General features: G+C 39.0%; 22 protein-coding genes. 8 read left to right on the top strand and 14 right to left on the bottom strand.

Annotation, left to right across the window (positions count from 1 at the left end):
• Positions 1-264 precede the first annotated feature (264 nt).
• From PING_RS16580 to gpmM, 7 genes are all read right to left on the bottom strand, one after another.
• Positions 265-846, bottom strand: coding sequence for a YjaG family protein (locus PING_RS16580; protein ID WP_011771456.1), 582 nt, complete (start codon positions 844-846; stop codon positions 265-267).
• Between the two features lie 117 nt (positions 847-963).
• Entirely contained in the window at positions 964-1263 is a 300-nt protein-coding gene (gene fis, locus PING_RS16575; protein WP_011771455.1) for a DNA-binding transcriptional regulator Fis, read from the bottom strand.
• Between the two features lie 13 nt (positions 1264-1276).
• Positions 1277-2236 carry a tRNA dihydrouridine synthase DusB gene (gene dusB, locus PING_RS16570; protein ID WP_011771454.1) on the bottom strand — a complete coding sequence of 320 codons (960 nt, stop codon included), beginning with the start codon at positions 2234-2236 and terminating at the stop codon, positions 1277-1279.
• Between the two features lie 586 nt (positions 2237-2822).
• Positions 2823-3713 carry a 50S ribosomal protein L11 methyltransferase gene (gene prmA, locus PING_RS16565; protein WP_041766645.1) on the bottom strand — a complete coding sequence of 297 codons (891 nt, stop codon included), beginning with the start codon at positions 3711-3713 and terminating at the stop codon, positions 2823-2825.
• Positions 3714-4121: 408 nt separating this feature from the next.
• Positions 4122-4544, bottom strand: coding sequence for an aspartate 1-decarboxylase autocleavage activator PanM (gene panM, locus PING_RS16560; protein ID WP_011771452.1), 423 nt, complete (start codon positions 4542-4544; stop codon positions 4122-4124).
• Positions 4545-4772: 228 nt separating this feature from the next.
• Entirely contained in the window at positions 4773-6026 is a 1254-nt protein-coding gene (locus PING_RS16555; RefSeq protein ID WP_011771451.1) for a murein hydrolase activator EnvC family protein, read from the bottom strand.
• Between the two features lie 116 nt (positions 6027-6142).
• On the bottom strand, positions 6143-7672 hold the full coding sequence (gpmM, locus tag PING_RS16550) for a 2,3-bisphosphoglycerate-independent phosphoglycerate mutase (protein WP_011771450.1): 1530 nt from the start codon (positions 7670-7672) through the stop codon (positions 6143-6145).
• Between the two features lie 374 nt (positions 7673-8046).
• Here gpmM and PING_RS16545 point away from each other — a divergent pair, with 374 nt between their 5' ends.
• From PING_RS16545 to gpsA, 4 genes are all read left to right on the top strand, one after another.
• Complete coding sequence (locus PING_RS16545) at positions 8047-8475, top strand: rhodanese-like domain-containing protein (RefSeq protein WP_011771449.1); 429 nt, start codon at positions 8047-8049, stop codon at positions 8473-8475.
• A 3-nt stretch (positions 8476-8478) separates the two neighbouring features.
• Positions 8479-8730, top strand: a complete 252-nt coding sequence (gene grxC, locus PING_RS16540; RefSeq protein ID WP_011771448.1) for a glutaredoxin 3 — start codon at positions 8479-8481, stop codon at positions 8728-8730.
• An 85-nt stretch (positions 8731-8815) separates the two neighbouring features.
• Positions 8816-9283, top strand: a complete 468-nt coding sequence (gene secB, locus PING_RS16535) for a protein-export chaperone SecB (RefSeq protein WP_011771447.1) — start codon at positions 8816-8818, stop codon at positions 9281-9283.
• 166 nt (positions 9284-9449) lie between these two features.
• Positions 9450-10454 carry an NAD(P)H-dependent glycerol-3-phosphate dehydrogenase gene (gene gpsA / locus PING_RS16530; protein ID WP_011771446.1) on the top strand — a complete coding sequence of 335 codons (1005 nt, stop codon included), beginning with the start codon at positions 9450-9452 and terminating at the stop codon, positions 10452-10454.
• A 91-nt stretch (positions 10455-10545) separates the two neighbouring features.
• Here gpsA and asd read toward each other — a convergent pair whose 3' ends face one another.
• Together asd and nadE are read right to left on the bottom strand one after the other, a co-directional pair.
• Positions 10546-11658, bottom strand: coding sequence for an aspartate-semialdehyde dehydrogenase (gene asd / locus PING_RS16525; RefSeq protein ID WP_011771445.1), 1113 nt, complete (start codon positions 11656-11658; stop codon positions 10546-10548).
• A 217-nt stretch (positions 11659-11875) separates the two neighbouring features.
• Complete coding sequence (gene nadE, locus PING_RS16520) at positions 11876-12706, bottom strand: ammonia-dependent NAD(+) synthetase (protein ID WP_011771444.1); 831 nt, start codon at positions 12704-12706, stop codon at positions 11876-11878.
• Positions 12707-12944: 238 nt separating this feature from the next.
• On the opposite strand from nadE, the gene glmU reads away from it, so the two are divergent.
• Positions 12945-14303, top strand: a complete 1359-nt coding sequence (gene glmU, locus PING_RS16515; RefSeq protein WP_011771443.1) for a bifunctional UDP-N-acetylglucosamine diphosphorylase/glucosamine-1-phosphate N-acetyltransferase GlmU — start codon at positions 12945-12947, stop codon at positions 14301-14303.
• Between the two features lie 215 nt (positions 14304-14518).
• Here the strand turns inward: glmU and PING_RS16510 are convergent, their stop codons facing one another.
• The 3 genes from PING_RS16510 to PING_RS16500 all read right to left on the bottom strand — a co-directional run bounded on the left by PING_RS16510 (position 14519) and on the right by PING_RS16500 (position 18157).
• Positions 14519-16264, bottom strand: a complete 1746-nt coding sequence (locus PING_RS16510; RefSeq protein WP_011771442.1) for a DEAD/DEAH box helicase — start codon at positions 16262-16264, stop codon at positions 14519-14521.
• Positions 16265-16721: 457 nt separating this feature from the next.
• Positions 16722-17303 carry a Fe-S biogenesis protein NfuA gene (nfuA, locus tag PING_RS16505; protein WP_011771441.1) on the bottom strand — a complete coding sequence of 194 codons (582 nt, stop codon included), beginning with the start codon at positions 17301-17303 and terminating at the stop codon, positions 16722-16724.
• Positions 17304-17605: 302 nt separating this feature from the next.
• Complete coding sequence (locus PING_RS16500; RefSeq protein WP_232279379.1) at positions 17606-18157, bottom strand: ComF family protein; 552 nt, start codon at positions 18155-18157, stop codon at positions 17606-17608.
• A gap of 236 nt (positions 18158-18393) precedes the next feature.
• On the opposite strand from PING_RS16500, the gene bioH reads away from it, so the two are divergent.
• Positions 18394-19173 (top strand): pimeloyl-ACP methyl ester esterase BioH, encoded by a 780-nt coding sequence (bioH, locus tag PING_RS16495; RefSeq protein ID WP_011771439.1) that lies wholly within the window; start codon positions 18394-18396, stop codon positions 19171-19173.
• 224 nt (positions 19174-19397) lie between these two features.
• Here bioH and slyD read toward each other — a convergent pair whose 3' ends face one another.
• Positions 19398-19904, bottom strand: a complete 507-nt coding sequence (slyD, locus tag PING_RS16490) for a peptidylprolyl isomerase (RefSeq protein WP_049752998.1) — start codon at positions 19902-19904, stop codon at positions 19398-19400.
• A 22-nt stretch (positions 19905-19926) separates the two neighbouring features.
• On the bottom strand, positions 19927-20145 hold the full coding sequence (locus tag PING_RS16485) for a YheV family putative zinc ribbon protein (protein ID WP_011771437.1): 219 nt from the start codon (positions 20143-20145) through the stop codon (positions 19927-19929).
• Between the two features lie 137 nt (positions 20146-20282).
• Here PING_RS16485 and PING_RS16480 point away from each other — a divergent pair, with 137 nt between their 5' ends.
• Together PING_RS16480 and ppnP are read left to right on the top strand one after the other, a co-directional pair.
• A complete protein-coding gene (locus PING_RS16480) occupies positions 20283-22199 on the top strand; it encodes an ABC transporter ATP-binding protein (protein WP_011771436.1) in 1917 nt (638 codons plus the stop codon).
• Between the two features lie 69 nt (positions 22200-22268).
• The gene (ppnP, locus tag PING_RS16475; protein ID WP_011771435.1) at positions 22269-22553 is read left to right on the top strand and encodes a pyrimidine/purine nucleoside phosphorylase; all 285 of its coding nucleotides are present in this window, start codon (positions 22269-22271) and stop codon (positions 22551-22553) included.
• Positions 22554-22689 lie beyond the last annotated feature (136 nt).

Here is a 22689-nt window from a genome sequence, read left to right as displayed (position 1 = left end):
TTATAGGGTGTTAGAATTAGCTTTAATGGCGATTCACGAGTCACTTGGAAATATCAATTAAGCTAATGTGTCATAAAAAAGTCACTATGTTTTAACTTTCTATCTAAAATTCAGTTGTTAATCGACTAACTGAAATCTATATTTCCAAGTGATTTTAGTATGTTATCAATATATTGTCGATGTAAAGACCAGTTAGTTGCAAAAGTAGGATAAAGATCCCTTTATTTTACTTAATGTGTTAAAAATCACACAATTAAGGCGAGTTTAATCATTGAGGGCGATACCTAAATTAGTCACGCCAAGATCCAGAACAAACTGTCTAATGGATTTTATTAGCTCAGGGCTACGCTGATGATCTAATTTTTTAAGTAACATTTTTTGAAAAGCTAACTCAGACTGAACCAGTGGAAGCTCAGTTAATGACTGCTCATCGATTTCAGTGCCATTTTGTAATTCCATAAAACTTGCGATCGTTGCAAATGAGGTTTGGCTGGCATTGAAAGCTTCATCGTTTGATTCAGTTAAAAAACTGTTAAAAGCACAACTCAAAATAACACAGTGATCCAGCGCCGGATAAACGCCGTAAAAATCAAATTCACGCGCATCCGGAATGATTTCATCAAAACGATCCTGTTGGATAGCGAAGTTTATTTTTGCGCCTTTTACTGTCATTTTTTCCCAAAAAAGTTGGTTGAAAGTATCAATACTTTGCGCATGATCACTTCCAATTGCTTCAGTAAAAAGGTGGAAATGTAAAATACTGTGTTGCGCGAGTGCCATGCAGAAAACACTTTGCTGCCATGACTGCAAATTTTTTAACTGTTCATTAATAGGTAGTAAGAGCATAGATTTCCCTGTTCTGTAAAGGTTCAAGCTGATAGCTTAGTGGCAAATAACTTTTTATTCGAGGCATAAAAAAAGCGACTTTTTAGTCGCTTTTTCGATTAAATAATGGCGAAGAAATCAACCCATGCCATATTTTTTCAGTTTCTTGCGTAATGTACCACGGTTAATGCCTAGCATAGTTGCCGCACGCGTTTGATTACCACGAGTATACTGCATAATAATATCCAATAATGGTGCTTCAACTTCAGATAAAACAAGTTCATATAATTCAGTTGGATCTTGACCATTAAGTTGCGCTACATAACCCGACACTGCTTGGCGTACCGAATCACGAAGTGGTCGCTGAGTTATTTGCCCTGTAGCAGGAATACTAGTTGTTGTTGTAAGTGCTTCTGACGAAATCTTTTGTTCAAACATAGCTATTAACTCTTTATTTATTTAAGTAAGTTTCTAATGTTTTTAATTGCTCATACGGGCAGTCAATTGCATTGAATTGTCGCTTAAAGTGACCTAACTGATCTTGCTCTTTTAAATACCATCCAACATGCTTTCTGGCAATTCTAGGTCCCATTACTTCCCCGTAAAAACCATGTAAAGCTTGTACATGACCAAGAAGGATATGGGCAATTTCCGCTTTAGCCGGAGAGGAAAGTTGCTCTCCGGTTGTTAGATAGTGATTAATTTCATTGAATATCCAAGGAGCACCTTGTGCTCCTCGTCCAATCATAATGGCGTCAGCGCCAGTGTAATCAAGCACAAACTTTGCCTTTTCCACTGAGGTGATATCACCATTTGCAATCACAGGAATAGTCACATTTTGTTTAATTTTTTTTATGGTGTCGTATTCAGCAAATCCATTATAAAAACATTGCCTAGTACGACCGTGCACTGCAAGTGCTTGGATGCCCGATTGTTCTGCTATTCGTGCGATTTCCAGACCGTTTCTACTGTCGGGATCCCAGCCAGTGCGAATTTTTAAAGTGACAGGCACATCAACGGCATCAACCACGGTTTCCAAAATTGCTCGCACAAGTTCTGGGTGAGGTAATAATGCTGAGCCTGCTTTTTTCTTATTCACTTTTTTAGCGGGACAACCCATATTGATATCAATAATCTGAGCGCCTTGTTGCACACTCAACTGTGCTGCTGTCGCCATTGCCAAAGGCTCTGAGCCAGCAATTTGCACTGATCTGATGCCAGATTCATTATGGTAGTCCATTCTTAACTTCGACTTCCTGCTGTTCCATACACGCGGATTCGATGACAGCATCTCGGACACTGCAAGTCCTGCACCTTGTTTTCGGCAAAGCTCACGGAAGGGACGATCAGTTACCCCTGCCATGGGTGCTAAAATGATTTTGTTATCTAGTTGATGCTGCCCGATGCGCATATATTAAGCAATCTCTCTTGGTCAAGGCGGCGTAGTGTACGCATTTTTCCAACGAGAAGAAAGGTTATTAATTAAGCATTTTATAATTATTTTGCTTGCAAAATAGGCAGTTTTAAGTTTTATTAATTAAATGTCTCTTTTTAGCTTTAAAAGTCTTGTCAGTGATTATTATTTATGCTTTTTTTACGATAAAGGCTTGCGACTCTTCTCTATTTATGTTTTTCGACAAAAAAAAATAGGCGAACTTTTTATTTGGCGATTGTCATTATTATCTTAGGAACAGGTTAATTGGTGGAATTTTGAGATAAAATAGCCTTGTTGATTTATTTTTATGTCTATTTTTGGACAAAAAAGGAGGCCAATATTTTATATGGTGATTGTTATTATTAACTTCACAAGCCGCTTAAAAGGTAATATTATTGCTACCAAATAGCCTTTCTTCTTTTTTTATTTCTGTTTGTTAACAATAACAATCGCCCAATTTTTATTTAGTGATTGTTATTGTTAACTCTGCAGCAGGTTGGTGATATTTTGATATCAAATAGCCTTACTGATTGGTCTTTATTTTTATTACCTTTACCGTAGATTAGCTGGCGATATTTTTGATCCCAGAAAGTCTTGCCCACTCTTCTTTAATCGTTGCTTTCTCCATGGTGAACCACTGTCCGTAAACTTCAATCAATTCATCTGCTTGTTGCTCTAGAATACCTGATAATGCAAGTGATCCGTTGCTTTTTACTAAGGATTCAATATTTGTTGATAGTTCACGAAGCGGGCCTGCAAGAATATTCGCAACTAAAACATCGGCGAAAATACCTTCGGGTAAATCAGCTGGTAAATATAATTCAAGTTGATCTGACACATTGTTACGTTGCGCATTATCGCGGCTAGCCGTAATTGCCTGGGGATCAAGATCAATACCAATCACTCTTTTAGCACCTAATTTTAAGGCTGCAATGGCTAAAATTCCGGAGCCACAACCAAAATCGATAACCACTTTATCTTGTAAATCCAGGCTGTCTAACCAGGTCAAACATAAAGCGGTGGTGGGGTGTGTACCTGTACCAAATGCAAGCCCGGGATCAAGCATGACATTGATAGCGTTTTCATCGGGTACGGGCTTCCAGCTTGGGCAGATCCATAAACGTTGACCAAATTTCATCGGGTGGAATTTATCCATCCATTCACGTTCCCAGTCTTTGTCCTCCAGCGCTTCAATTTTGTGGGAAAAATCACTGCTTAAAAGTGGACTGTTACGTAATTGCTCAAGTATGGGTAACATATTCGTTTCTGCTTCATAAAGACCGGTAATATCTGTATTACCCCAAAGACGCGTTTCACCTGGTGCAGGCTCAAAAATAGGGACATCCTGTGCATCGGTAAAGGTGACCGATAATGCACCATTTTCCATTAACAGTTCACCTATGTTTTCTGCATTTTTGGCAGTTGCATTTAACTTTAATTGTATCCAAGGCATGATTTTTTCCTTTTTTAAGATGGTTATAATAATGAGACTAAGCATAAGCGCTAACCCTGCGAAGAAGGTTGAGCAGTTAATTCATGTGAGTGCGGTTTTAGTGTATCCAGAACAGCTGATGTTGTAGATTTAAGCAAGAATCTCAGACACTGAGGCTAAATAGGAAGGTATTATCCTTTGTCGCGGATTATAAGGCGCTACCGGTTTTTGTCTCAACTTTTCCGGTAGGACGAAAAGGTTGTTTAGTTTTATTCACTATATTAAAAGTGATCCAGTTACTTTTAGCTTGTTTATTTCTGCATATTCAGTGGGTAGATGGATAAGGGCGCAAGAATACAGGGTAAAAACTTAATAATATAGGAGTACTTAAAGGATCACTGAAATTCTTTAAGTACGCTAATGGGAGGCTTATAGATTCTTACTGAATAGGCTATCTGTCAATGAATAACCACATGCCTGCATAAACAGAGTCACTCCTTCTTTCTGTTGTTCAGGAAATTCATTCAAACACATTTTAATAACTACAATATTTTTATTTTTGAGGCGTTTTTCAATTTCCTTAAGAAGATTCTTCGCTATGCCCCGGCGGCGAGTTAGGCCACGCACGCATAATAAGCTGAGTGTCGCTTCCTGCTCTGTTGTATGTACTCTTAGGGCACCAAGGTGACGAGCATTAAACAAGGTTACAAATAATTGCGATTGTCGATCTTCAATTAATGCTTGCAGAGACGGTTTTGTAAGTTGTTCCGGGCTAAAATAATCCTGATAGAGTTTTGATAGATCAATAAATAATTGTGTTGAATATTCGGGTAAAAATACAGACAAGCGCATAATAAAGACTCTTTTGATTTTTTTGACAGCATGCTCAGATATTCTTTATTATGGCCTAATTCAATTGCGCATGTCATTTTTTAGGGCAGATTTTATCTAAAAGATCACTGCTTAACATTTTCATTGCAGATCTATTGACCCTATTTTTTGATTTTTAGCGGCTTTAATTTTATAGCTAAGCGCCCTTTTTAGACTGTTTCCTGTGATTGTGATTTGGGTTTATTATCACTAGTTGTGTTTCTTTTTAAGCCAGAGCAGGGGATCTTTAGCTGTACCTTTGTGGCTCAATTCAAAATATAGACTGTTATTATCTTGTCCACCACTGTGCCCGGCCAGGGCGATTGTATCACCCTGTAGAACAAGATCGCCTGTTTCCTGTAACAGGGTTTGGTTGTATCCATATAAGCTAATGTAACCATCACTGTGATCTAATGCGAGGACCATGCCATAACCTTTAAAATAGCCGGCAAATAAAACTCGCCCGCTTGCGACAGCCTGTACTTTTTCACCTTCATTCGCCTCAATGGTGATACCCTTCCACGTTACCTGTCCACTACGCTGACTGCCAAACCGGGATAAAACCTCTCCTTGAATTGGCCAATTCAATTGCCCTAATTGTTTAGCAATATTGGAATAGGTTTCCTCTTTTCCTTTAGCGATGTTGGAATTAGTTTTCTCTTCTGATTTGGATTGTCTATTTTTAAGTGCTTTTGCTTTTGCTTTTGCTTTTGCTGCTAATTCACGTTTTTGTCGCGCTTCACTTTGTTTTCTGAGTTTTTCTTTTAAATTTTGTGCCTGATCACCAAGTTGTGCCAGCAGTGCATACTGATAATTTAAATCTTGGTTTAACTCTTTTAACGCTTTGCTTCGCTCCGCGCGTTGTTCGAGCAACGCTTCTGCACTTACTTTCTGTCTCTCATATAATCCGGTTAACGCCAGCAAAGAATCGGCTTGCGCAGACTTGTTATTTTCTAATTGTTGTTGTGTTTCATACAGTGCGTTAATGCTTTCCAGACGTGCTTTATTAAGGTACTGGTAATAACTTTTTGCACGAATTATTTTACTGATATCTTCTTGATTTAAAATTAGTTTTATTAAATCAGTTTGTCCTGTCATGTAGGAGCTGATTAATTGCTGTTCAAGCAGTTTTTGTTGTTTTATTTTATCTTCTTCAAGTATGGCTGTTTGTTCGATTAATTGTTTAAGGCGGCTGTTTTCAAGTTGTATTGTTTCCTTGGTCTGCTGTACTTTAAGCGTTGCAATGGCAGTCTCTTTTTCAGCATTGGCAACCAACTTTTCCAATAACTTCTGTTGTTTAGTTTGCTTGTTTTGCGCGCCTTTGGCGGTTTTTATTTGGAGCTCAATTGTCGCAAGTTTATCAGCTGCAAAACTGCTTTGGATTGAAAGGATAAAGCATAAAAGAAAGCAGTTAACCAACACTGCTGAAATGCGCTTTTTTTTGCTAAGGTTGGTGTTGGTCATCAATTTCCTACACTTATTTGAGATACGTCAGTATTTAGAAAATTTACCAACTTTAATCACTTATGTTGAGTAAAATAACTAAATACTGAGCTGTCGATAGCAATATTGCTATCGGTTTATTTTAATGTGATAAGTGGGGTACCGGTCATTTCTGCTGGGATTTCCATATCCATTAAGTTCAACATAGTAGGTGCAATGTCACATAAACGTCCGCCCGACGCCATCTCTGCATTCCGACCAACGTAAATAAACGGCACTGGCAAGTTGGTATGTGCAGTATGAATACCCCCTGTTACCGGGTCGATCATCTGCTCAGCATTGCCGTGATCAGCTGTAATTAAACACTCACCATCGACTTCTTTTAGTGCAGCAACAACTTTACCAACACAGCTGTCAACTGCTTCGCAAGCTTTAACTGCCGCATCATAGACACCAGTATGACCAACCATATCACCATTCGGATAGTTACAAATAATCACATCATACTTTGTGCTTTTGATTGCGCTGACTAATTTTTCGGTCAGCTCGATAGAGCTCATTTCCGGCTGCATATCGTAGGTTGCAACCGAAGGTGATTTAATCAAAGTACGATCTTCACCTTTAAATTCAGATTCAACGCCACCGTTGAAGAAGAAAGTAACATGTGCGTATTTCTCTGTTTCTGATATACGTAACTGTGTTTTACCATGATCTGCTAACCATTCACCTAGCGTGTTAGTTAATCGCTCACTTGAAAAAGCGGCGGGTGCCGTAATGTCATCGGCAAATTCAGTCAGTGTGACAAAGTGAACATTAGGGACGCTTGCACGTTCAAAACCTGAGAAGTTTGAATCCGTAAATGTATAAGTTAATTCACGTGCACGATCTGCACGGAAGTTCATAAATAAAACGGCATCACCATCTTCAATGGCGGCTGGTTCACCAATAACGGTTGCTTTAACGAATTCATCATTTTCATCGCGCGCATAGGCATTTTCTAAACCGGCCAGTGCGCTTTCTGCAGTATGATCAGCTTTTGCCTGGGTTAATAAGTTATAGGCTTGTTCAACACGATCCCAGCGGTTATCTCGGTCCATTGCGAAATAACGACCTACTAATGTCGCTGTGCGCCCAACGCCCAGTTGTGCATATTTTTCATCAAATAGTGCCAGAGTGCCTGCAGCACTTCTTGGTGGTGTATCACGCCCATCCAGAAAAGCATGGACTAAAATATTTTTTGCGCCACGCTGAGCGGCTAATTCGATGGCAGCAACAATATGCTGATCGTGGCTATGTACGCCACCGGGAGAGGCCAGCCCCATAATATGTACTGCTTTACCGGCTGCAACAGCTTGATCAACCGCATCGACAAAGTTTTTATTGTCAAAAAAATCACCGTCGGAAATAGACTTAGTGACTTTGGTTAAGTTTTGATAAACGGTACGACCCGCTCCAATATTGGTATGACCCACTTCTGAGTTACCCATTTGACCGTCTGGTAAACCAACATCCATTCCAGATGCAGAGAGAAGGTTGTTGGCGTAATCTTTACAAAGCTTATCAAGTACCGGCGTATTTGCATTTGCAACAGCATTGTCTGGCATATTTGGGCGGTATCCCCAACCATCCATAATTAATAAAACAAGTGGTTTTTTAGCAATAGTCATGTCGAGCCTCTTTGAGATTAATGTTGAAAATATGTCTATGCCCAAATGACTTAAAAATGCAGAAATCTGCATCCTCAAGTAGTTTGGGTAACCATACCAAAATAACCAGGAAATAATCTTTACTCTTTTTCCAAGTTGCTTTGGCATTGTCAGTTATTATAGCCATGCAATAATAACTGGCTTAATGACAGAACGCATGATTTTACAACATTGCTGGTCATTGTCACTGAAAAAGCTTTTGATCGTCTCTATCGGAAGGGGAAATAACTAAATTTATTCATTTTATAAGTCAATGCATAATACTTTGGCTGATTTTATTAATTTCACAAGGTATAATCGCGGCCAATTACCCTTACTGAAGATGATCATAACTTATGCAACAATATATAGATTTTTTTTTCAACCAGCCAGTGTTATCAATTGCATGGATTGCAATTGCAGTGATGCTGGTACAAAGCCTTGTTAAGCATAAAATTTCGGGTGTAAAAAGCATTACCGCGCAGGATGCGATCATGATGATAAATAAGCAAAATGCCATTATTGTTGATGTTCGCTCCGTTGAAGAATACAAAAAAGGCCATATTCTCAACGCAAAAAACATACCTGTGTCACAAATTGACAAAGGAAGTTTTGCAGAGATTGAAAAGCATAAAGAGGCCCCCATTATATTGGTCTGTGCTTCTGGTGATCGCTCATCGGGTGCCGCAGGTAAATTGACAAAAGCTGGTTTTACACAAGTAACCAACTTACTTTCAGGAATGAATGGTTGGTCTGGCGCTAGCTTACCCACAACGAAGAAGTAAATTATGGCAACAATAGTTATTTATACAACATCTTGGTGTCCATTTTGCACTCGTGCTAAAAAATTGTTGGACCATAAAAACGTTACTTACACTGAAGTTGATGTTTCGTCCTCGGATGCGCGCGCCAAAATGGTTGCGCTAACAGGCGGAAGTACAGTTCCTCAACTGCTTATCAATGATAAGCCTGAGGGCGGGTGTGATGAACTTTATGCGCTAGAGCGCAGTGGTAAACTGGATAAATTGTTAAGCCAATAATCTAGCCGGCAAGCATTAAACTGCGAGCAATTAAGACTCAAATAATTAATATTAAAATAAAATAAGATAAATTTAAGGGATTATAATGGCAGAACAACAAGCTCAACCAGAACAAGTAGAATTCAATATCCAACGTGTCTATGTAAAAGATATTTCTTTTGAATGTCCAGGGTCACCAAACATTTTTAAAAAAGAGTGGTCACCTGAGGTATCAATGGATATTGATACAAAAAGCCAGAAATTAGAAGATAATGTCTTTGAAGTGGTTTTGACATTAACAACCACTGCAAAGGTTGGAGAAGAGCTTGCATTTTTATGTGAAGTTCAACAAGCGGGTATTTTCTCCGTTGGAAATTTAGAAGGCGAGCAAATGGCGCATTGTTTGAATGCATTTTGTCCTAATATTTTATTCCCTTATGCACGTGAAACAGTGTCAAGCCTGGTTACCCGTGGTACTTTCCCGCAGCTAAACCTCGCACCGGTAAATTTTGATGCATTATTTCAACAGGCTGTATTAAGAAAACAATCAGAAGAAGCTAAATTAAATTCTTAATAAATTCCTGAGCAGTTAAACCTACTTTAGGTGTTGATAACGGCTTAACTTTAAGTGAAGTCGGTATTGCAACGGTCTGTATTACGTAAACAAGCTAAATTAGATTCTTAATAAATTACTGAACAGTTAAACACAAGTTTAGTGATTATAACGAGTAGGTATTTAAATGGCAGATAATATAGCCATTACAGTCTTAGGGGCGGGATCATATGGCTCCGCCCTTGCTGTATCTTTGGCAAGAAACGGTCATCCCACCTTGCTTTGGGGACATCAAGAAGATCATATCAAACGGTTACAAGCTGATCGCGAAAACAAAAAGTTTTTGCCAAATATTAAATTTCCGGAACTATTAACACCGGAAGTTAATTTAAAGGTTTGTTTAGCTGCCACTCGCAATATTCTGTTGGTAGTCCCAAGCCATGTTTTTGCACTTGTTTTACAACAAATAAAACCATTTCTTACCCCGCAGCACCGCATTGCCTGGGCGACAAAAGGGTTAGAAGCCAAAACAGGGCGTTTATTGCAGGAAGTGGCTACGGACATCTTAGGGCAACATTACCCTTTAGCGGTCATTTCCGGTCCAACTTTTGCGATGGAAGTTGCGAAAGGATTACCGACCGCAGTGGCTGTCGCTGGATCTGAAAGCAAGTTTACTCAGGATATTGCCGCTCTCTTTCATAATAACCGTAATTTCAGAACCTATATTTCAGATGATTTCACTGCTGTACAACTAGGTGGTGCAGTGAAAAATGTGATTGCAATAGGGGCTGGCCTCGCCGATGGTTTAGGTTTTGGTGCAAATGCCCGTACCGCATTGATTACACGCGGCTTGGCTGAATTAACGCGTTTGGGTGTGGCGTTAGGCGCTAAAGAATCCTCTTTTATGGGCATGGCAGGTCTGGGTGATCTGGTATTAACTTGTACCGATAATCAATCTCGCAATCGCCGTTTTGGACTTGCTTTGGGGCAGGGTAAAGGGATTAACGCAGCGCAAATTGAAATAGGTCAAGTGGTAGAAGGTTATCGAAATACCGAAGAGGTGTATAACTTGTCGCATCGGATTGGCATTGAAATGCCCATTTGTGAACAAATTTATTATGTCTTATATCAGGATAAAGCCGTCAAACAAGCCGCGATGGACTTGTTATCCCGTAGCCCAAAGGACGAGTGATTATTCTTTTCTAATCGCTGTTATGGTTGGTTGATTTTATGCATTAAAAAAGGCTTCTTATTTGAAGCCTTTTTTATTTGCCGTGTAAAATTTATGACGCTTGTAGAATGTTCAGCATACGACGAAGTGGTTCAGCCGCGCCCCATAATAATTGGTCACCAACCGTAAATGCAGTAACGTATTCTGGTCCCATTGCTAATTTTCGAATTCGGCCAACAGGAATCGTTAAAGTACCCGTTACTTTAGCAGGAGAAAGTTCTTCTATTGTGATATCACGTTCATTTGGAATCACTTTAACCCACTCATTATGGGCACCTAAAATGCGTTCAATTTCAGCAACTGAAATATCTTTTTTTAGTTTCATAGTGATTGCCTGACTATGGCAGCGCATTGCACCAATACGGACACATAAACCATCAATTGGCACCTGCTTGTCACTTGTTCCTAAAATTTTATTTGCTTCAACCTGTGCTTTCCACTCTTCTTTACTTTGACCAGATGGCATAGGAACATCAATCCAGGGAATTAAACTACCTGCCAAGGGGGCTCCAAACTGCTCTTTTGGCAGCGCATCACTACGAATATGTTCAGCTACCTGCTGATCTATTTCTAAAATCGCAGAGGCAGGATCGGCTAATTTATCGGCAACAGACGCACTAATAGAGCCCATCTGACTAATTAGTTCGCGCATATTTCGTGCACCGGCGCCCGAAGCTGCCTGATAAGTATGCGGGGTTACCCACTCGATGAGTTCTTCTTCGAATAAACCGCCCAATGCCATTAATAATAATGAAACAGTACAGTTACCGCCAACGAAAGTTTTCACTCCGTCTTTAATGCCTTGTTGTATAACATCTTTGTTGACAGGATCTAATGCGATAATACTGTCATCCTGCATACGTAATGAAGACGCGGCATCAATCCAGTAACCCTTCCAGCCCGCAGCGCGCAGTTTTGGGTAGACTTCATTAGTATAATCACCACCTTGGCAAGTGACCACGATGTCCATCTTAGCCAGTTCGTCAATGGCAAATGCATCTTTTAATGTATCACTTGGTTTACCAATTTCAGGTGCCAAAAGGCCAATTTGCGAGGTGGTAAAAAATACAGGTTCAATTGTTGCAAAATCATTTTCATCGCGCATTCTTTGCATAAGCACAGAGCCCACCATACCGCGCCAACCAACTAAGCCTACTTTTTTCATGATCTATTAATCCTTTCTGTTAAACAAATAAAAAATGTTGCGGTTAATGATTAACCTGAGCCTTAAATCTACCATTTTCTGCTTTGCTATGGCTAGTGTTTTGCATGATCTGGTCTAATAAAAAGGTAAAGTTAATGTTCAATCTAATCATTTATACCCAAACGACTTAAATCTGCATTTTCAAGTAGTTTGGAGATAGGGTTGAACATTAATTTGATCAATCATAAATGGTTGGAACAGCTTGACGCTTGTGTTGGGTACGCAGATAAATTGCGATTAACTTATCTTCAATTTCCTGTGTGACAGCTTTACCTTCTAAGAAATCATCAATTTGATCATAAGTAATCCCTAATGCATGTTCATCCTGCAGCTGAGGTTTATCTTCTTCCAAGTCAGCTGTGGGTGCTTTTTCAATTAATATTGCAGGTGCGCCAAGCTGTTTAGCTAATGCGCGAATCTGACGTTTATTTAAACCGAATAAGGGTGCTAAATCACAAGCCCCATCGCCATGTTTGGTATAAAAGCCGGTAATATTTTCTGCACTGTGATCTGTTCCGACAACTAACCCTCCGGTTAACCCTGCAATTTCATATTGTGCGATCATTCGCATTCGCGCTTTAACATTACCCTTAATAAAGTCAATATTGGTATCGGCAGAAAGATTGACGCTACTTGTCTGAAGTGCCGCTAAGGTGCTTTCATGTATGCCATCAGCGCCATTTTTTATATTAATGGTAATAACATGTGAAGGTCGTATAAATTGTAATGCTAATTGTGCCTCATCTTCATCTTTCTGAATCGCATAGGGAAGTCGAACGGCAATAAATTGATATTTGTCCGTATCTGTCGATTGATTTAATTGTTCAACTGCGAGTTGACATAAACGACCGGCGGTACTTGAGTCAACACCGCCACTGATACCCAAAACCAGAGTATAACATTCAGCTTGCTGTAATTTTTTTTTGATAAAGTTGATTCGACGTTTAATTTCTATTTCTTCATTGATAGTGACTAAAACACGCATCTCTTGCAATATTTGTTGTTTCATAAAATAGCCTATATTTTAGGGAAAAGTTAAAAGCTGGTAATCTTTGTTTTCGATTATGATGAAAAGCAATTGATTTTTATAGTGCTGACGCTCATTTAATCAAACTACCTGAATAGTTATACTCAATTTTTATGCTTAATTCAGTAATAAAATACGAGCATGTCATTTTATTATTCGTTAAAGGTAAAAACTTCGTTAGAATGGTATCTTTAATTTTTTAATTATTGAGGTTTTCTCTATGTCTTTAAGCGTTGTTATCCTTGCCGCCGGCAAAGGAACTCGTATGTGTTCTGAACTTCCCAAAGTGCTCCATAAAATAGCAGATAAACCGATGGTTCAACATGTTATTGATACGGTTAAAAGTATAGGTGCTGACAGCATTCATTTGATTTATGGTCACGGAGGGCAACAGCTGCAGGAAAAAATATCCGATGGCAGTCTTAATTGGATCAAACAAGCCGAGCAATTAGGCACCGGCCATGCGATGCAAATTGCACTGCCTCATTTTAAAAATGATGAAAAAATTCTAATGGTTTATGGTGATGTGCCCTTGCTTTCTGAAAAAACATTAACAGATTTAATCGCGGCACAACCGCCTGGTGGTATCGGATTATTAACCGTTGAGCTAGATAATCCAACAGGTTATGGACGTATTGAACGGATGAATGGCGAGGTTGCTGGTATTGTTGAGCAAAAAGACGCGACAGTAGCGCAATTAAGCATTAAAGAGGTCAATACAGGCATTCTTGTTGCGGATGCCAATGATTTAAGTCGTTGGCTGCCTGCGTTAAGTAATGAAAATGCGGCTGGTGAATATTATATTACTGATATTATTAAAATGGCGCATTTAGAGGGACGCATTATCTCTGCTGTCCAACCAGAAAGTGCAACTGAAGTTGAAGGTGTTAATACTCGCCTGCAACTTGCCAATCTAGAGCGTGCTTATCAGCTTAAAAAAGCGACTGAACTGCTGCTCAGTGGTGTGATGCTGCGAGATCCAAACCGCTTTGATTTACGCGGAACATTAACTTGCGGTGTAGATGTTGAAATTGATATCAATGTTATTATCCAGGGTAATGTTAATTTGGGTAACGGTGTTGTGATTGGCGCAAACTGTATTCTTATTGATTGTGATATCGCTGAGAATGCTGTGATCCAGGCTAATTCAATTATCGAAGGCAGTAGTATTGGCGCCCGTGCAACGATCGGTCCATTTGCTCGTATTCGTCCCCAAAGTGTGCTTAAAGAAGAAGTGCATGTCGGTAACTTTGTTGAGATTAAAAAATCAACCCTGGGTAATGGCACTAAATGTGGCCATTTAAGTTATATAGGGGACAGCACATTAGGTCAAAGGGTTAATATTGGTGCAGGTACTATCACTTGTAATTATGATGGCGTGAACAAATTCCATACTCATATTGGCGACGATGTCTTTATTGGATCCGACTGTCAGTTGATCGCACCTGTTACCATCAATAACGGGGCAACAACGGGTGCCGGTTCAACCATAATGATCGACGTACCAGAGAATGCATTAGCAATTGGTCGTGCTAAACAGCGTAATATTAATAACTGGAAGCGGCCAACTAAAAAATAAGCCTATTACAGTCAACATTAGTGGGGTAAACATTGCTTTACCTCACTTAATTATTCAGTCCCTTTTATCTCATCTAATTCTTTTATATGCTTATGTATTTAATGAGGTAGATTTAACTCTGAGTATATAATCGCTATTTGCTAAATTTTAGGTATAAAAAAGGGTGCTCCACAGCACCCTTAATTTTAAACTAAAACGCTATTTAGAAGCGTTTTTTAGTTCTTTTTGATATTCAACTGACGTTTACAAACATAAACATTTTCAAGATGTTTAAGTGTTTCAGCCGGCATACCTTTTGGTAATTCAATGGTTGAATAATCATCTGAAAGTTTGATATCACCAATAAAACGGCTATTGATATCAGCTTCATTAGCAATGGCACCCACAATATTTTTAACTTGGACACCATGTGAACGACCTACATCGATACGATATACTTCTAATTCAACATCCGTTGGGCGTCCACGTCCACGAGGTTTATCACCTCCTTGTTCGCTGCGCTCAGGACGTCCACGGTCACTACGCTCAGTACGTCCACGGTCGTTACGGTCATTACGATCGCGACGTCCACGTTCCTCGCGAGGATTACTAGTATTTGGGCGTGGCTCGACAAATTTTTCTTCAACTGGCTGTAAAGGTTTTTCTTTCTGTGCCAGATAAAGAAGGGCCGCAGAAAGATCTAAATGATCAATATCCGTATTGTTTTCGATTTCTTCGAATAAAGTACGGTAGAAAGTAAGATCTTCACTTTCAACAACAGATAAAAGTTGTTTTTGAAAATTAGCGATGCGCGTTTTAGTTACTTCATCACGGCTAGGTAAGTCCATGATAGTAATTTCTTGACGGGTTGCACGTTCAATCGCTTTTAATAAACGACGTTCACGCGGTGCTGCGAATAATATTGCTTTACCCTTACGACCCGCACGGCCTGTTCGTCCGATACGGTGAACATAAGATTCTGTATCCGTTGGAATGTCATAGTTGACCACTAAACTTAAACGTTCTACGTCAAGACCACGTGCAGCAACGTCTGTTGCGACTAAAATATCCAAACCGCCTGATTTCAAACGAGCAATAGTACGTTCACGTACCTGCTGATTCATATCACCATTTAATGCTGCGCTTCGGTAACCGCGGGCTTCTAAGCGCTCGGCTAATTCAACTGTTGCTGTTTTAGTACGGGCAAAGATGATCACACCATCATATTCTTCAGTTTCAAGCATACGTGTTAGGGCATCAAGTTTATTAACGCCACGCACTATCCAACATTTCTGTTCAATATTTTCCACAGTTGATGTTTTACTTTGGATTTTAACTTCAGTTGGGCTGTTCATGTAACGTTTTGTAATACGTTTAATCTGATCTGGCATGGTTGCAGAAAAAAGTGCGGTTTGGCGCTTATCCGGCATCTCTTTCATGATCGTTTCAACGTCGTCAATGAAACCCATACGTAACATTTCGTCAGCTTCATCAAGTATTAATGTTTTAATATTTGATAAGTCCAGTGTTTTGCGTTTTAGGTGGTCCATTATACGACCGGGTGTGCCGACAACAACTTGAGGTCCACGTTTTAACTGCTTGAATTGGATGTCGTAACTTTGACCGCCATAAATAGGAAGTACATGGAAACCGCGTAAATGGCGCGCATAGGTTTGGAATGCTTCTGCAACCTGAATTGCTAACTCACGCGTTGGCGCAAGGGCTAATACTTGTGGTTGGTTTAGATTAATATCAATATTGGCCAGTAAAGGTAAAGCGAATGCTGCCGTTTTTCCTGTTCCTGTTTGTGCAAGACCTAGAACATCTTTTCCTTCTAACAACAGAGGAATACATTGTGCTTGAATTGGAGAGGGGGTTTCATAACCTAATTCAGAAACAACTTTTGTTAGTGCTTCAGGTAAATTTAATTCAGTAAAATTTGGTAAGGTAACTTCTTGATTGGTATTTGTTGACTCTGACATATTGGCCTCATCAGTTCGGTTTAAGTCTGTATTTAAGTAATCACTTAAGTACACTAAATTCAGCCTATACCTACATCAACTCAATCATTTCAGTTTAATTACTGAAACCATCTATTAATTTTTTGTATTATCAACCGCGTAGTAGGTTTAATCTGAAAGTTTCGCAGGGATAAAATCAATCCTTCTGCGAGGGTGGCGCATTCTACTCTATTTGTTCATAAAATGCTCGTGTTATTTGACACTACACGCAAAATAAACAAAATAATTCCAGATCAGCCTATTTCTATAAAAATAATTCTTGCCAAATTATCATATCTACTGTTGTTGACTCGCTTACAAAGAATACAATTATTTTGCTATTGGCTGGATTAATTGGAGGAAGTGAATACATTATGAGGAGTATTTCGTACTTTTAAATAAGGGCTAAGTTTGCTTTAGCCCTTGTTAAAGAATCTTTTTATTTATAAAAAGAGTGATCGCCACTTTCATGTTCGGTGATATCTCTCACAGCATTTAGCTCGCCAGAAAATTCGTCTATCAGCTCTTTTTCAACACCTTGTTTGAGTGTCAAATCAACTTGAGAGCAACCGTTACAACCACCACCAAATTCAATAATAGCAACATTATCCTCTGTTATTTCTATTAATTTGATAAAACCACCGTGGCTTGCCAGTTGTGGATTTATTTGAACCTGGATAACATATTCAACACGTTCAAGTAGTGGCGCATCGTCTTTTACTTTACGCATTTTTGCATTGGGTGCCTTAAGGGTCAGCTGAGTTCCCGCATCCTCTTCCACTAAATCTACAAAGGCATCTTCTAAAAAGGGTACACTAACCTCATCAATCAATGCATCAAACCCATCAAAAGTTAACCGTGTATCACTGCTTTCGACAGCTTCAGGTGGGCAATATGAAACACCGCATTCAGCTTTAGCTGTGCCGGGATTAATAACAAACACGCGAATGTGTGTTCCTTCTTTTTGTGGTTCAAGTAATTTTTTAAAATGTGCTTGTGCAATTGGAGTGATTTCAATCATAGTCGGGCCTTTATTCTTGAGTAATTTACTCAACCATTATAAATAATAAGAAGTAAAATAATAGTGATTATTTTACTTCCTGCAGGAAAAGCACTTATGGGTATCCAGATAAATGAATAAAAGTAAGCTCTTACCTAAAATAATTGGTCATTTTAATTTCACAAAAAATGCCATGGAATGATAGTGGAAAGCTATAACGTCGCGAGTCATGAATCAAATCAAGAGCAAAGACTAAAATAGCGTTTTATGTCTGTCTAGCATTCATTGCCACCCAATAAATGATTCGGAAATAAGCATATGTGTTATGATTTTTGAGTGTTCAATGATGTTCTGCTGATGCACCAAATATCGATTCGTTGTGCCCCTGCTTCTAATAGTGTGTGACACAAACTATTTACTGTTGCGCCAGTGGTGACAACATCATCGATAATGACAATATAAGCACCTATTATCTCTTGCTGCATTGATGGGCAGATAGAAAAAGCGCCATTTAAATTTTTCTTTCTGTTATATAATGTAAGCCCTTCCTGCGGCATTGTGCTTATATGGCGCTCGACCCCTTCTAATAAAAGGGGAGTATTTAATCGTTTTGCGATCACCTGCGCTATGATAGTTGCTTGATTAAAACCACGGGAACGCTGTTTTTTTGTGTGTAATGGCACGGGTAATAAGTAATCAACTGTACTTATCTGCTGCGCGGATAAATTAAGCAGAATCGATTCCGTGAGTAATTCGCCCAATAGCTCTCCGTAAAGCAACTGTTTTGTATATTTTAATTTTTTAACCATCTGTGAATAGGGCGGTTGATAACTTCCAAGGGCATGTAATTGTTCAAATAAGTGTGCTTTTTTCAAACAATCTCCGCAAAAGGGTAAAGAGATATTCAACGCTAAGCCGCAGCGTAAACAGCAGGTTCTCGCTTCGAGTAATGCTGTTTGGCAATATTGACAGATCAGCTTGTCATGGCTTGACAATTCGCACATTAAACACCGGGCAGGTAAGCATTGTGCGATTAATTTTTTGCATTTTTGTTTAATAAAGGCAGTAACTGTTTGCACCAGCGTTTATCCAATTAAAAGAGAGAGAGAATGTGATTATAGAACAAAGAGTATATTGCCGTGTGCTGGGTGAAGGGCCCAATTTGTTGTTATTACATGGCTGGGGGGTGAACTCTGCCGTTTGGGATCCGGTTCTTTATGGATTATCTGCTCATTTTCGAGTGCATTTAATTGATCTCCCTGGATTTGGCCGCAGTGAAGGATTAGCTGAATATTCTCTTGATACAATAGTCGAGCGTATTATGGAAAGTGTGCCTGAGCAGTCAATCTGGTGTGGTTGGTCTCTGGGTGGTTTAATTGCAAGTCATGCCAGTTACTTATACCCCAATAAAATTGCTAAATTAATTCAAGTTTGTACTTCGCCCAAATTTGTTGGCGACCTACTCTGGCCGGGTGTTGAAACTATTGTGTTTGAAAACTTCAAATTGGGGCTGCTTAAAAACTCAGATAAAACATTGGCTCGCTTTATCAGCATTCAAGCAATGGGCTGTGAAAGTACACGTAAAGACACGCTCATATTAAAAAAACTTTTGAAGGATACAAAGCAAGCCTCTTTGATGGCTTTAAGTGAAGGCTTAAATCTTCTCAGTGAGAGTGATTTACGAAGGGAATTTGCTCAGATTAGTCTCCCTTGTTTATCCATTTTTGGTCAGTTTGACAGTTTAGTCCCTATTGAAACAAGTGTTGCTATGCAGCAATTACTGCCAGACTCCCTGAAAAAAGTATTTATGCACTCATCGCATGCGCCATTTATTAGCGAACCTGAGGAATTTATTGATAATATTATTAGTTTCTCATTAATTAAAAATTAATTTTTAACTTTATGGATCTTTGATTAATTTATGAAAAGGGGGAGTCAGTTTTTGATTAACAGAAGGTAAAAAGAGGTTGTTATCTTTAAAGGATGAAAATTGATTGAACGCCAGCGTGTTAGCAAAATTAAACTGTCATTCAATCAATCAGATCTTAGTGATCTCCATTGCAGCATTCATAACTTGTTTCATGAGGGTCTGCGCAATAACTATCACCTTGCGCGTTATGCGTTAGCTGCTTCAACGGCTTCTTTTTCTTCGCTGGCCGCCGGGTGAGTATGACCATGCGCTAATTCTTCTTCGGTTGCGGCGCGAACGCCAATAACTTCACCTACAAATTTTAAAGCCATACCAGCTAGCGGATGATTTGCATCAATACTGACATTTTCTTCACCGACTTCGGTGACTTCAACGGAGCGTGGTCCTTGATCTGTTTCAGCTTGGAATGACATGCCTACTTCAATTTCATCAACACCTTCGAATAAAGAACGTGGTACTTGTTGTACTAATTCGTCCTGGAAAAGGCCATATGCATCTTTAGCTTCTAATTCAACGTCAAATTTATCACCAAGCTGTTTGCCTTCTAATTCAGCTTCTAAGCCTGGGACCAAATAATGTGAACCTTGAATGAATTCAAGTGGAGCACCATTTTCAGTGCTGTCTAATGCGTTACCGTCTACTTCTGAAACGCCGAAGTGGATTGAAACCACTGAGTCATTTGTAATTTTCATATTATTTCTCATTATTTAAGTTTTATTCAATTTCATTCGGATCAAACACACCGATAATTTGTTCAAATTGGCGTGTTGCCGATGTTGCTTGTTGCGGTGTTTGTGTTTGTGTGTAACCACAAGATACACACCTTAGAGTTTCAACTCCATTTTCCCGTGTCAGAGCGATGCTGTCAAGTTGATTACATTCTGGGCAACTTGCACCTGCGATAAAACGTTTTTTATTTTTTGTTAATGCCATTTTTAATAATCTATTTAATACATCATTGTCCCATAGTAACGAAATTGTATTTGATTACCAACTGCTATGGCTCAACTTTGTAAAGTCCGTTATTATTACCTTTATTTTCGCTTCTATAATATTGAGAAGATCTATTTATGATTGTGGCTAGTAATATTGAATTAATTCGCGGCGGTAAACCTTTACTTGTAAATGCCAGCGCAACAATCAACCCACACCAAAAAGTCGGATTAGTCGGTGCTAATGGCTGTGGTAAATCAAGTTTTTTTGCACTTTTAAAGCAAGAAGCACAGATTGATAATGGCGAGCTGAGTATTCCACAGCATTGGCGTATGGCAAGTGTCGCTCAAGAAACCCCTGCGCTCGATATGAATGCGTTACAGTACGTTATTGACGGGGATTATGATTTCAGATTGTTACAGCAGCAACTTAAAGAAGCAGAGGCCGCTGATAACGGCAATAAAATAGCTGAACTGCATGGTAAATTAGACCATGCGGGAAGTTATACCATTGAATCCCGTGCCGCTGAATTACTCGCCGGTTTAGGCTTTCCAGAGCCGGATCAAAGTCGCTCAGTAAGTGATTTTTCGGGTGGTTGGCGTATGCGTTTAAATTTAGCACAAGCGCTACTTTGCCCTTCTGACTTATTATTACTTGATGAACCAACCAATCACCTTGATTTAGATGCAGTCATTTGGCTTGAAAAATGGTTACGTCAATATGCAGGCACATTAATCTTAATATCACATGACCGTGACTTTATTGATACTATCGTTGATAAAATAATACATATAGAGCAGCAGCAACTTCATGAATATACGGGTAACTACAGCAGTTTCGAACGTCAACGGGCTGAAAAGTTAGCACAGCAGCAATCCTCTTTTGAAAAGCAGCAAACGCAAATGAGTCATATGCAGGATTATATTGACCGTTTTCGTTATAAAGCCAGCAAAGCGAAACAAGCACAAAGTCGTATTAAAGCATTAGAAAAAATGGAGCAATTATTACCTGCACATTTGGATAATCAATTTAGCTTTTCCTTTAGAGAGCCGGATTCCTTGCCGATGCCGTTATTAACCTTAGAAAAAGTGAGTGCAGGTTATGACGATTTATTGATTCTTGATAAAATAGAATTAAATCTTGCGCCCGGCAGTCGAATCGGTTTATTGGGCCGCAATGGTGCAGGTAAATCAACGCTTATTAAACTCATATCAAACCAAATTAAACCTATCTCGGGTAAATTGGAGATCAATCCAAAGGCTAAAATTGGTTACTTTGCCCAGCATCAATTAGAGCTTTTATCTCTGGATGAAACACCACTTCAACATCTTGCCCGGTTTGCACATGATGAAAAAGAAGTCACCTTACGAAATTTTTTGGGCACTTTTGGTTTTCAAGGGGATAAGGCGTTAGATAAAGTCAGGCCATTTTCGGGGGGAGAAAAAGCGCGTTTAGTGTTGGCCCTGTTGGTGTGGCAAAAACCCAACCTGTTATTACTTGATGAACCGACCAACCACCTTGATTTGGAAATGCGCCATGCACTCACAATGGCACTGCAAGAGTTTGAAGGTGCAATGGTAATAGTCTCGCATGACCGTCATTTGTTACGCACCACAACCGATGATTTATATTTAGTGCATGATCATAAAGTAGAGCCTTTTGTTGGTGACCTTGATGATTACCATAAATGGTTATCAGAACAACAACGTATTGAAAAACAACCAGTTCAAGACCTTGAAAGTGTTAACTCATCGACTGTTAATCGTAAAGAACAAAAACATTTAGAAGCTGAATTTCGTAAAAAATTAACACCTTATAAAAAGCAGTTAAGCAGTTCAGAAAAGTTAATGGAAAAATTGAGTCAACAATTAGAAGAGATAGAGAAGCAACTGGCAGATCCTGCACTATATGAACACGCACAAAAGGCACGCTTAACTGAGTTATTAAAGCAGCAGGGCGAGTTAAAAGAGTCACTCGAAGAAGCGGAAATGGCTTGGATGGATGCACAGGAAAAAATTGAATTAATGGAAGCTGAATTTGAAGAGGTCATTTAATTACTTGAATTTTAAATTTGTCTTGTTCATAATCATTTGCACATCAACGACATATATAAAGGAAATAACATGAGTTTTGAAAGCAATGAATACTTTGATGGCAATGTGAAATCAATTGCATTCCAAAGCGCAACATTACCAGGAACTCTTGGCGTTATGGATATCGGTGAATACACTTTTGATACTAATGCTTACGAGTTCATGACAGTGGTAAACGGTGCTCTGACGGTAAAACTACCAGGCGCAACGGACTGGAAAACATTCAACGCTGGTGAAACATTTGAAGTAGAAGCAAATGTGAGCTTTGATGTTAAAGTAAAAGTACAAACTGCATACCTTTGTCTTTATAAATAATAGTCTCGACAAAGAGTAATGAACAAAAAAAAGGAGCTTAGCTCCTTTTTTTATGTCCGCAATATAGAAAAACAGATTTTTTAAATCAAAACAGAATAATTAAAGAGATGATTTATGCTTAACAGTTAAAAAATCA

The sequence above is a fragment of the Psychromonas ingrahamii 37 genome, from assembly GCF_000015285.1.
GTDB lineage: Bacteria > Pseudomonadota > Gammaproteobacteria > Enterobacterales > Psychromonadaceae > Psychromonas > Psychromonas ingrahamii.
Note: the sequence above shows the minus strand (reverse complement) of the source record. Positions and strands in the feature narration are given on the sequence as shown.

What these genes read in the sequence shown, in the direction of transcription:
- PING_RS16580 (WP_011771456.1), bottom strand. Translation starts at nt 846, where the DNA reads ATGCTCTTACTACCTATTAATGAACAGTTAAAAAATTTGCAGTCATGG.
- fis (WP_011771455.1), bottom strand. Translation starts at nt 1,263, where the DNA reads ATGTTTGAACAAAAGATTTCGTCAGAAGCACTTACAACAACAACTAGT.
- dusB (WP_011771454.1), bottom strand. Translation starts at nt 2,236, where the DNA reads ATGCGCATCGGGCAGCATCAACTAGATAACAAAATCATTTTAGCACCC.
- prmA (WP_041766645.1), bottom strand. Translation starts at nt 3,713, where the DNA reads ATGCCTTGGATACAATTAAAGTTAAATGCAACTGCCAAAAATGCAGAA.
- panM (WP_011771452.1), bottom strand. Translation starts at nt 4,544, where the DNA reads ATGCGCTTGTCTGTATTTTTACCCGAATATTCAACACAATTATTTATT.
- PING_RS16555 (WP_011771451.1), bottom strand. Translation starts at nt 6,026, where the DNA reads ATGACCAACACCAACCTTAGCAAAAAAAAGCGCATTTCAGCAGTGTTG.
- gpmM (WP_011771450.1), bottom strand. Translation starts at nt 7,672, where the DNA reads ATGACTATTGCTAAAAAACCACTTGTTTTATTAATTATGGATGGTTGG.
- PING_RS16545 (WP_011771449.1), top strand. Translation starts at nt 8,047, where the DNA reads ATGCAACAATATATAGATTTTTTTTTCAACCAGCCAGTGTTATCAATT.
- grxC (WP_011771448.1), top strand. Translation starts at nt 8,479, where the DNA reads ATGGCAACAATAGTTATTTATACAACATCTTGGTGTCCATTTTGCACT.
- secB (WP_011771447.1), top strand. Translation starts at nt 8,816, where the DNA reads ATGGCAGAACAACAAGCTCAACCAGAACAAGTAGAATTCAATATCCAA.
- gpsA (WP_011771446.1), top strand. Translation starts at nt 9,450, where the DNA reads ATGGCAGATAATATAGCCATTACAGTCTTAGGGGCGGGATCATATGGC.
- asd (WP_011771445.1), bottom strand. Translation starts at nt 11,658, where the DNA reads ATGAAAAAAGTAGGCTTAGTTGGTTGGCGCGGTATGGTGGGCTCTGTG.
- nadE (WP_011771444.1), bottom strand. Translation starts at nt 12,706, where the DNA reads ATGAAACAACAAATATTGCAAGAGATGCGTGTTTTAGTCACTATCAAT.
- glmU (WP_011771443.1), top strand. Translation starts at nt 12,945, where the DNA reads ATGTCTTTAAGCGTTGTTATCCTTGCCGCCGGCAAAGGAACTCGTATG.
- PING_RS16510 (WP_011771442.1), bottom strand. Translation starts at nt 16,264, where the DNA reads ATGTCAGAGTCAACAAATACCAATCAAGAAGTTACCTTACCAAATTTT.
- nfuA (WP_011771441.1), bottom strand. Translation starts at nt 17,303, where the DNA reads ATGATTGAAATCACTCCAATTGCACAAGCACATTTTAAAAAATTACTT.
- slyD (WP_049752998.1), bottom strand. Translation starts at nt 19,904, where the DNA reads ATGAAAATTACAAATGACTCAGTGGTTTCAATCCACTTCGGCGTTTCA.
- PING_RS16485 (WP_011771437.1), bottom strand. Translation starts at nt 20,145, where the DNA reads ATGGCATTAACAAAAAATAAAAAACGTTTTATCGCAGGTGCAAGTTGC.
- PING_RS16480 (WP_011771436.1), top strand. Translation starts at nt 20,283, where the DNA reads ATGATTGTGGCTAGTAATATTGAATTAATTCGCGGCGGTAAACCTTTA.
- ppnP (WP_011771435.1), top strand. Translation starts at nt 22,269, where the DNA reads ATGAGTTTTGAAAGCAATGAATACTTTGATGGCAATGTGAAATCAATT.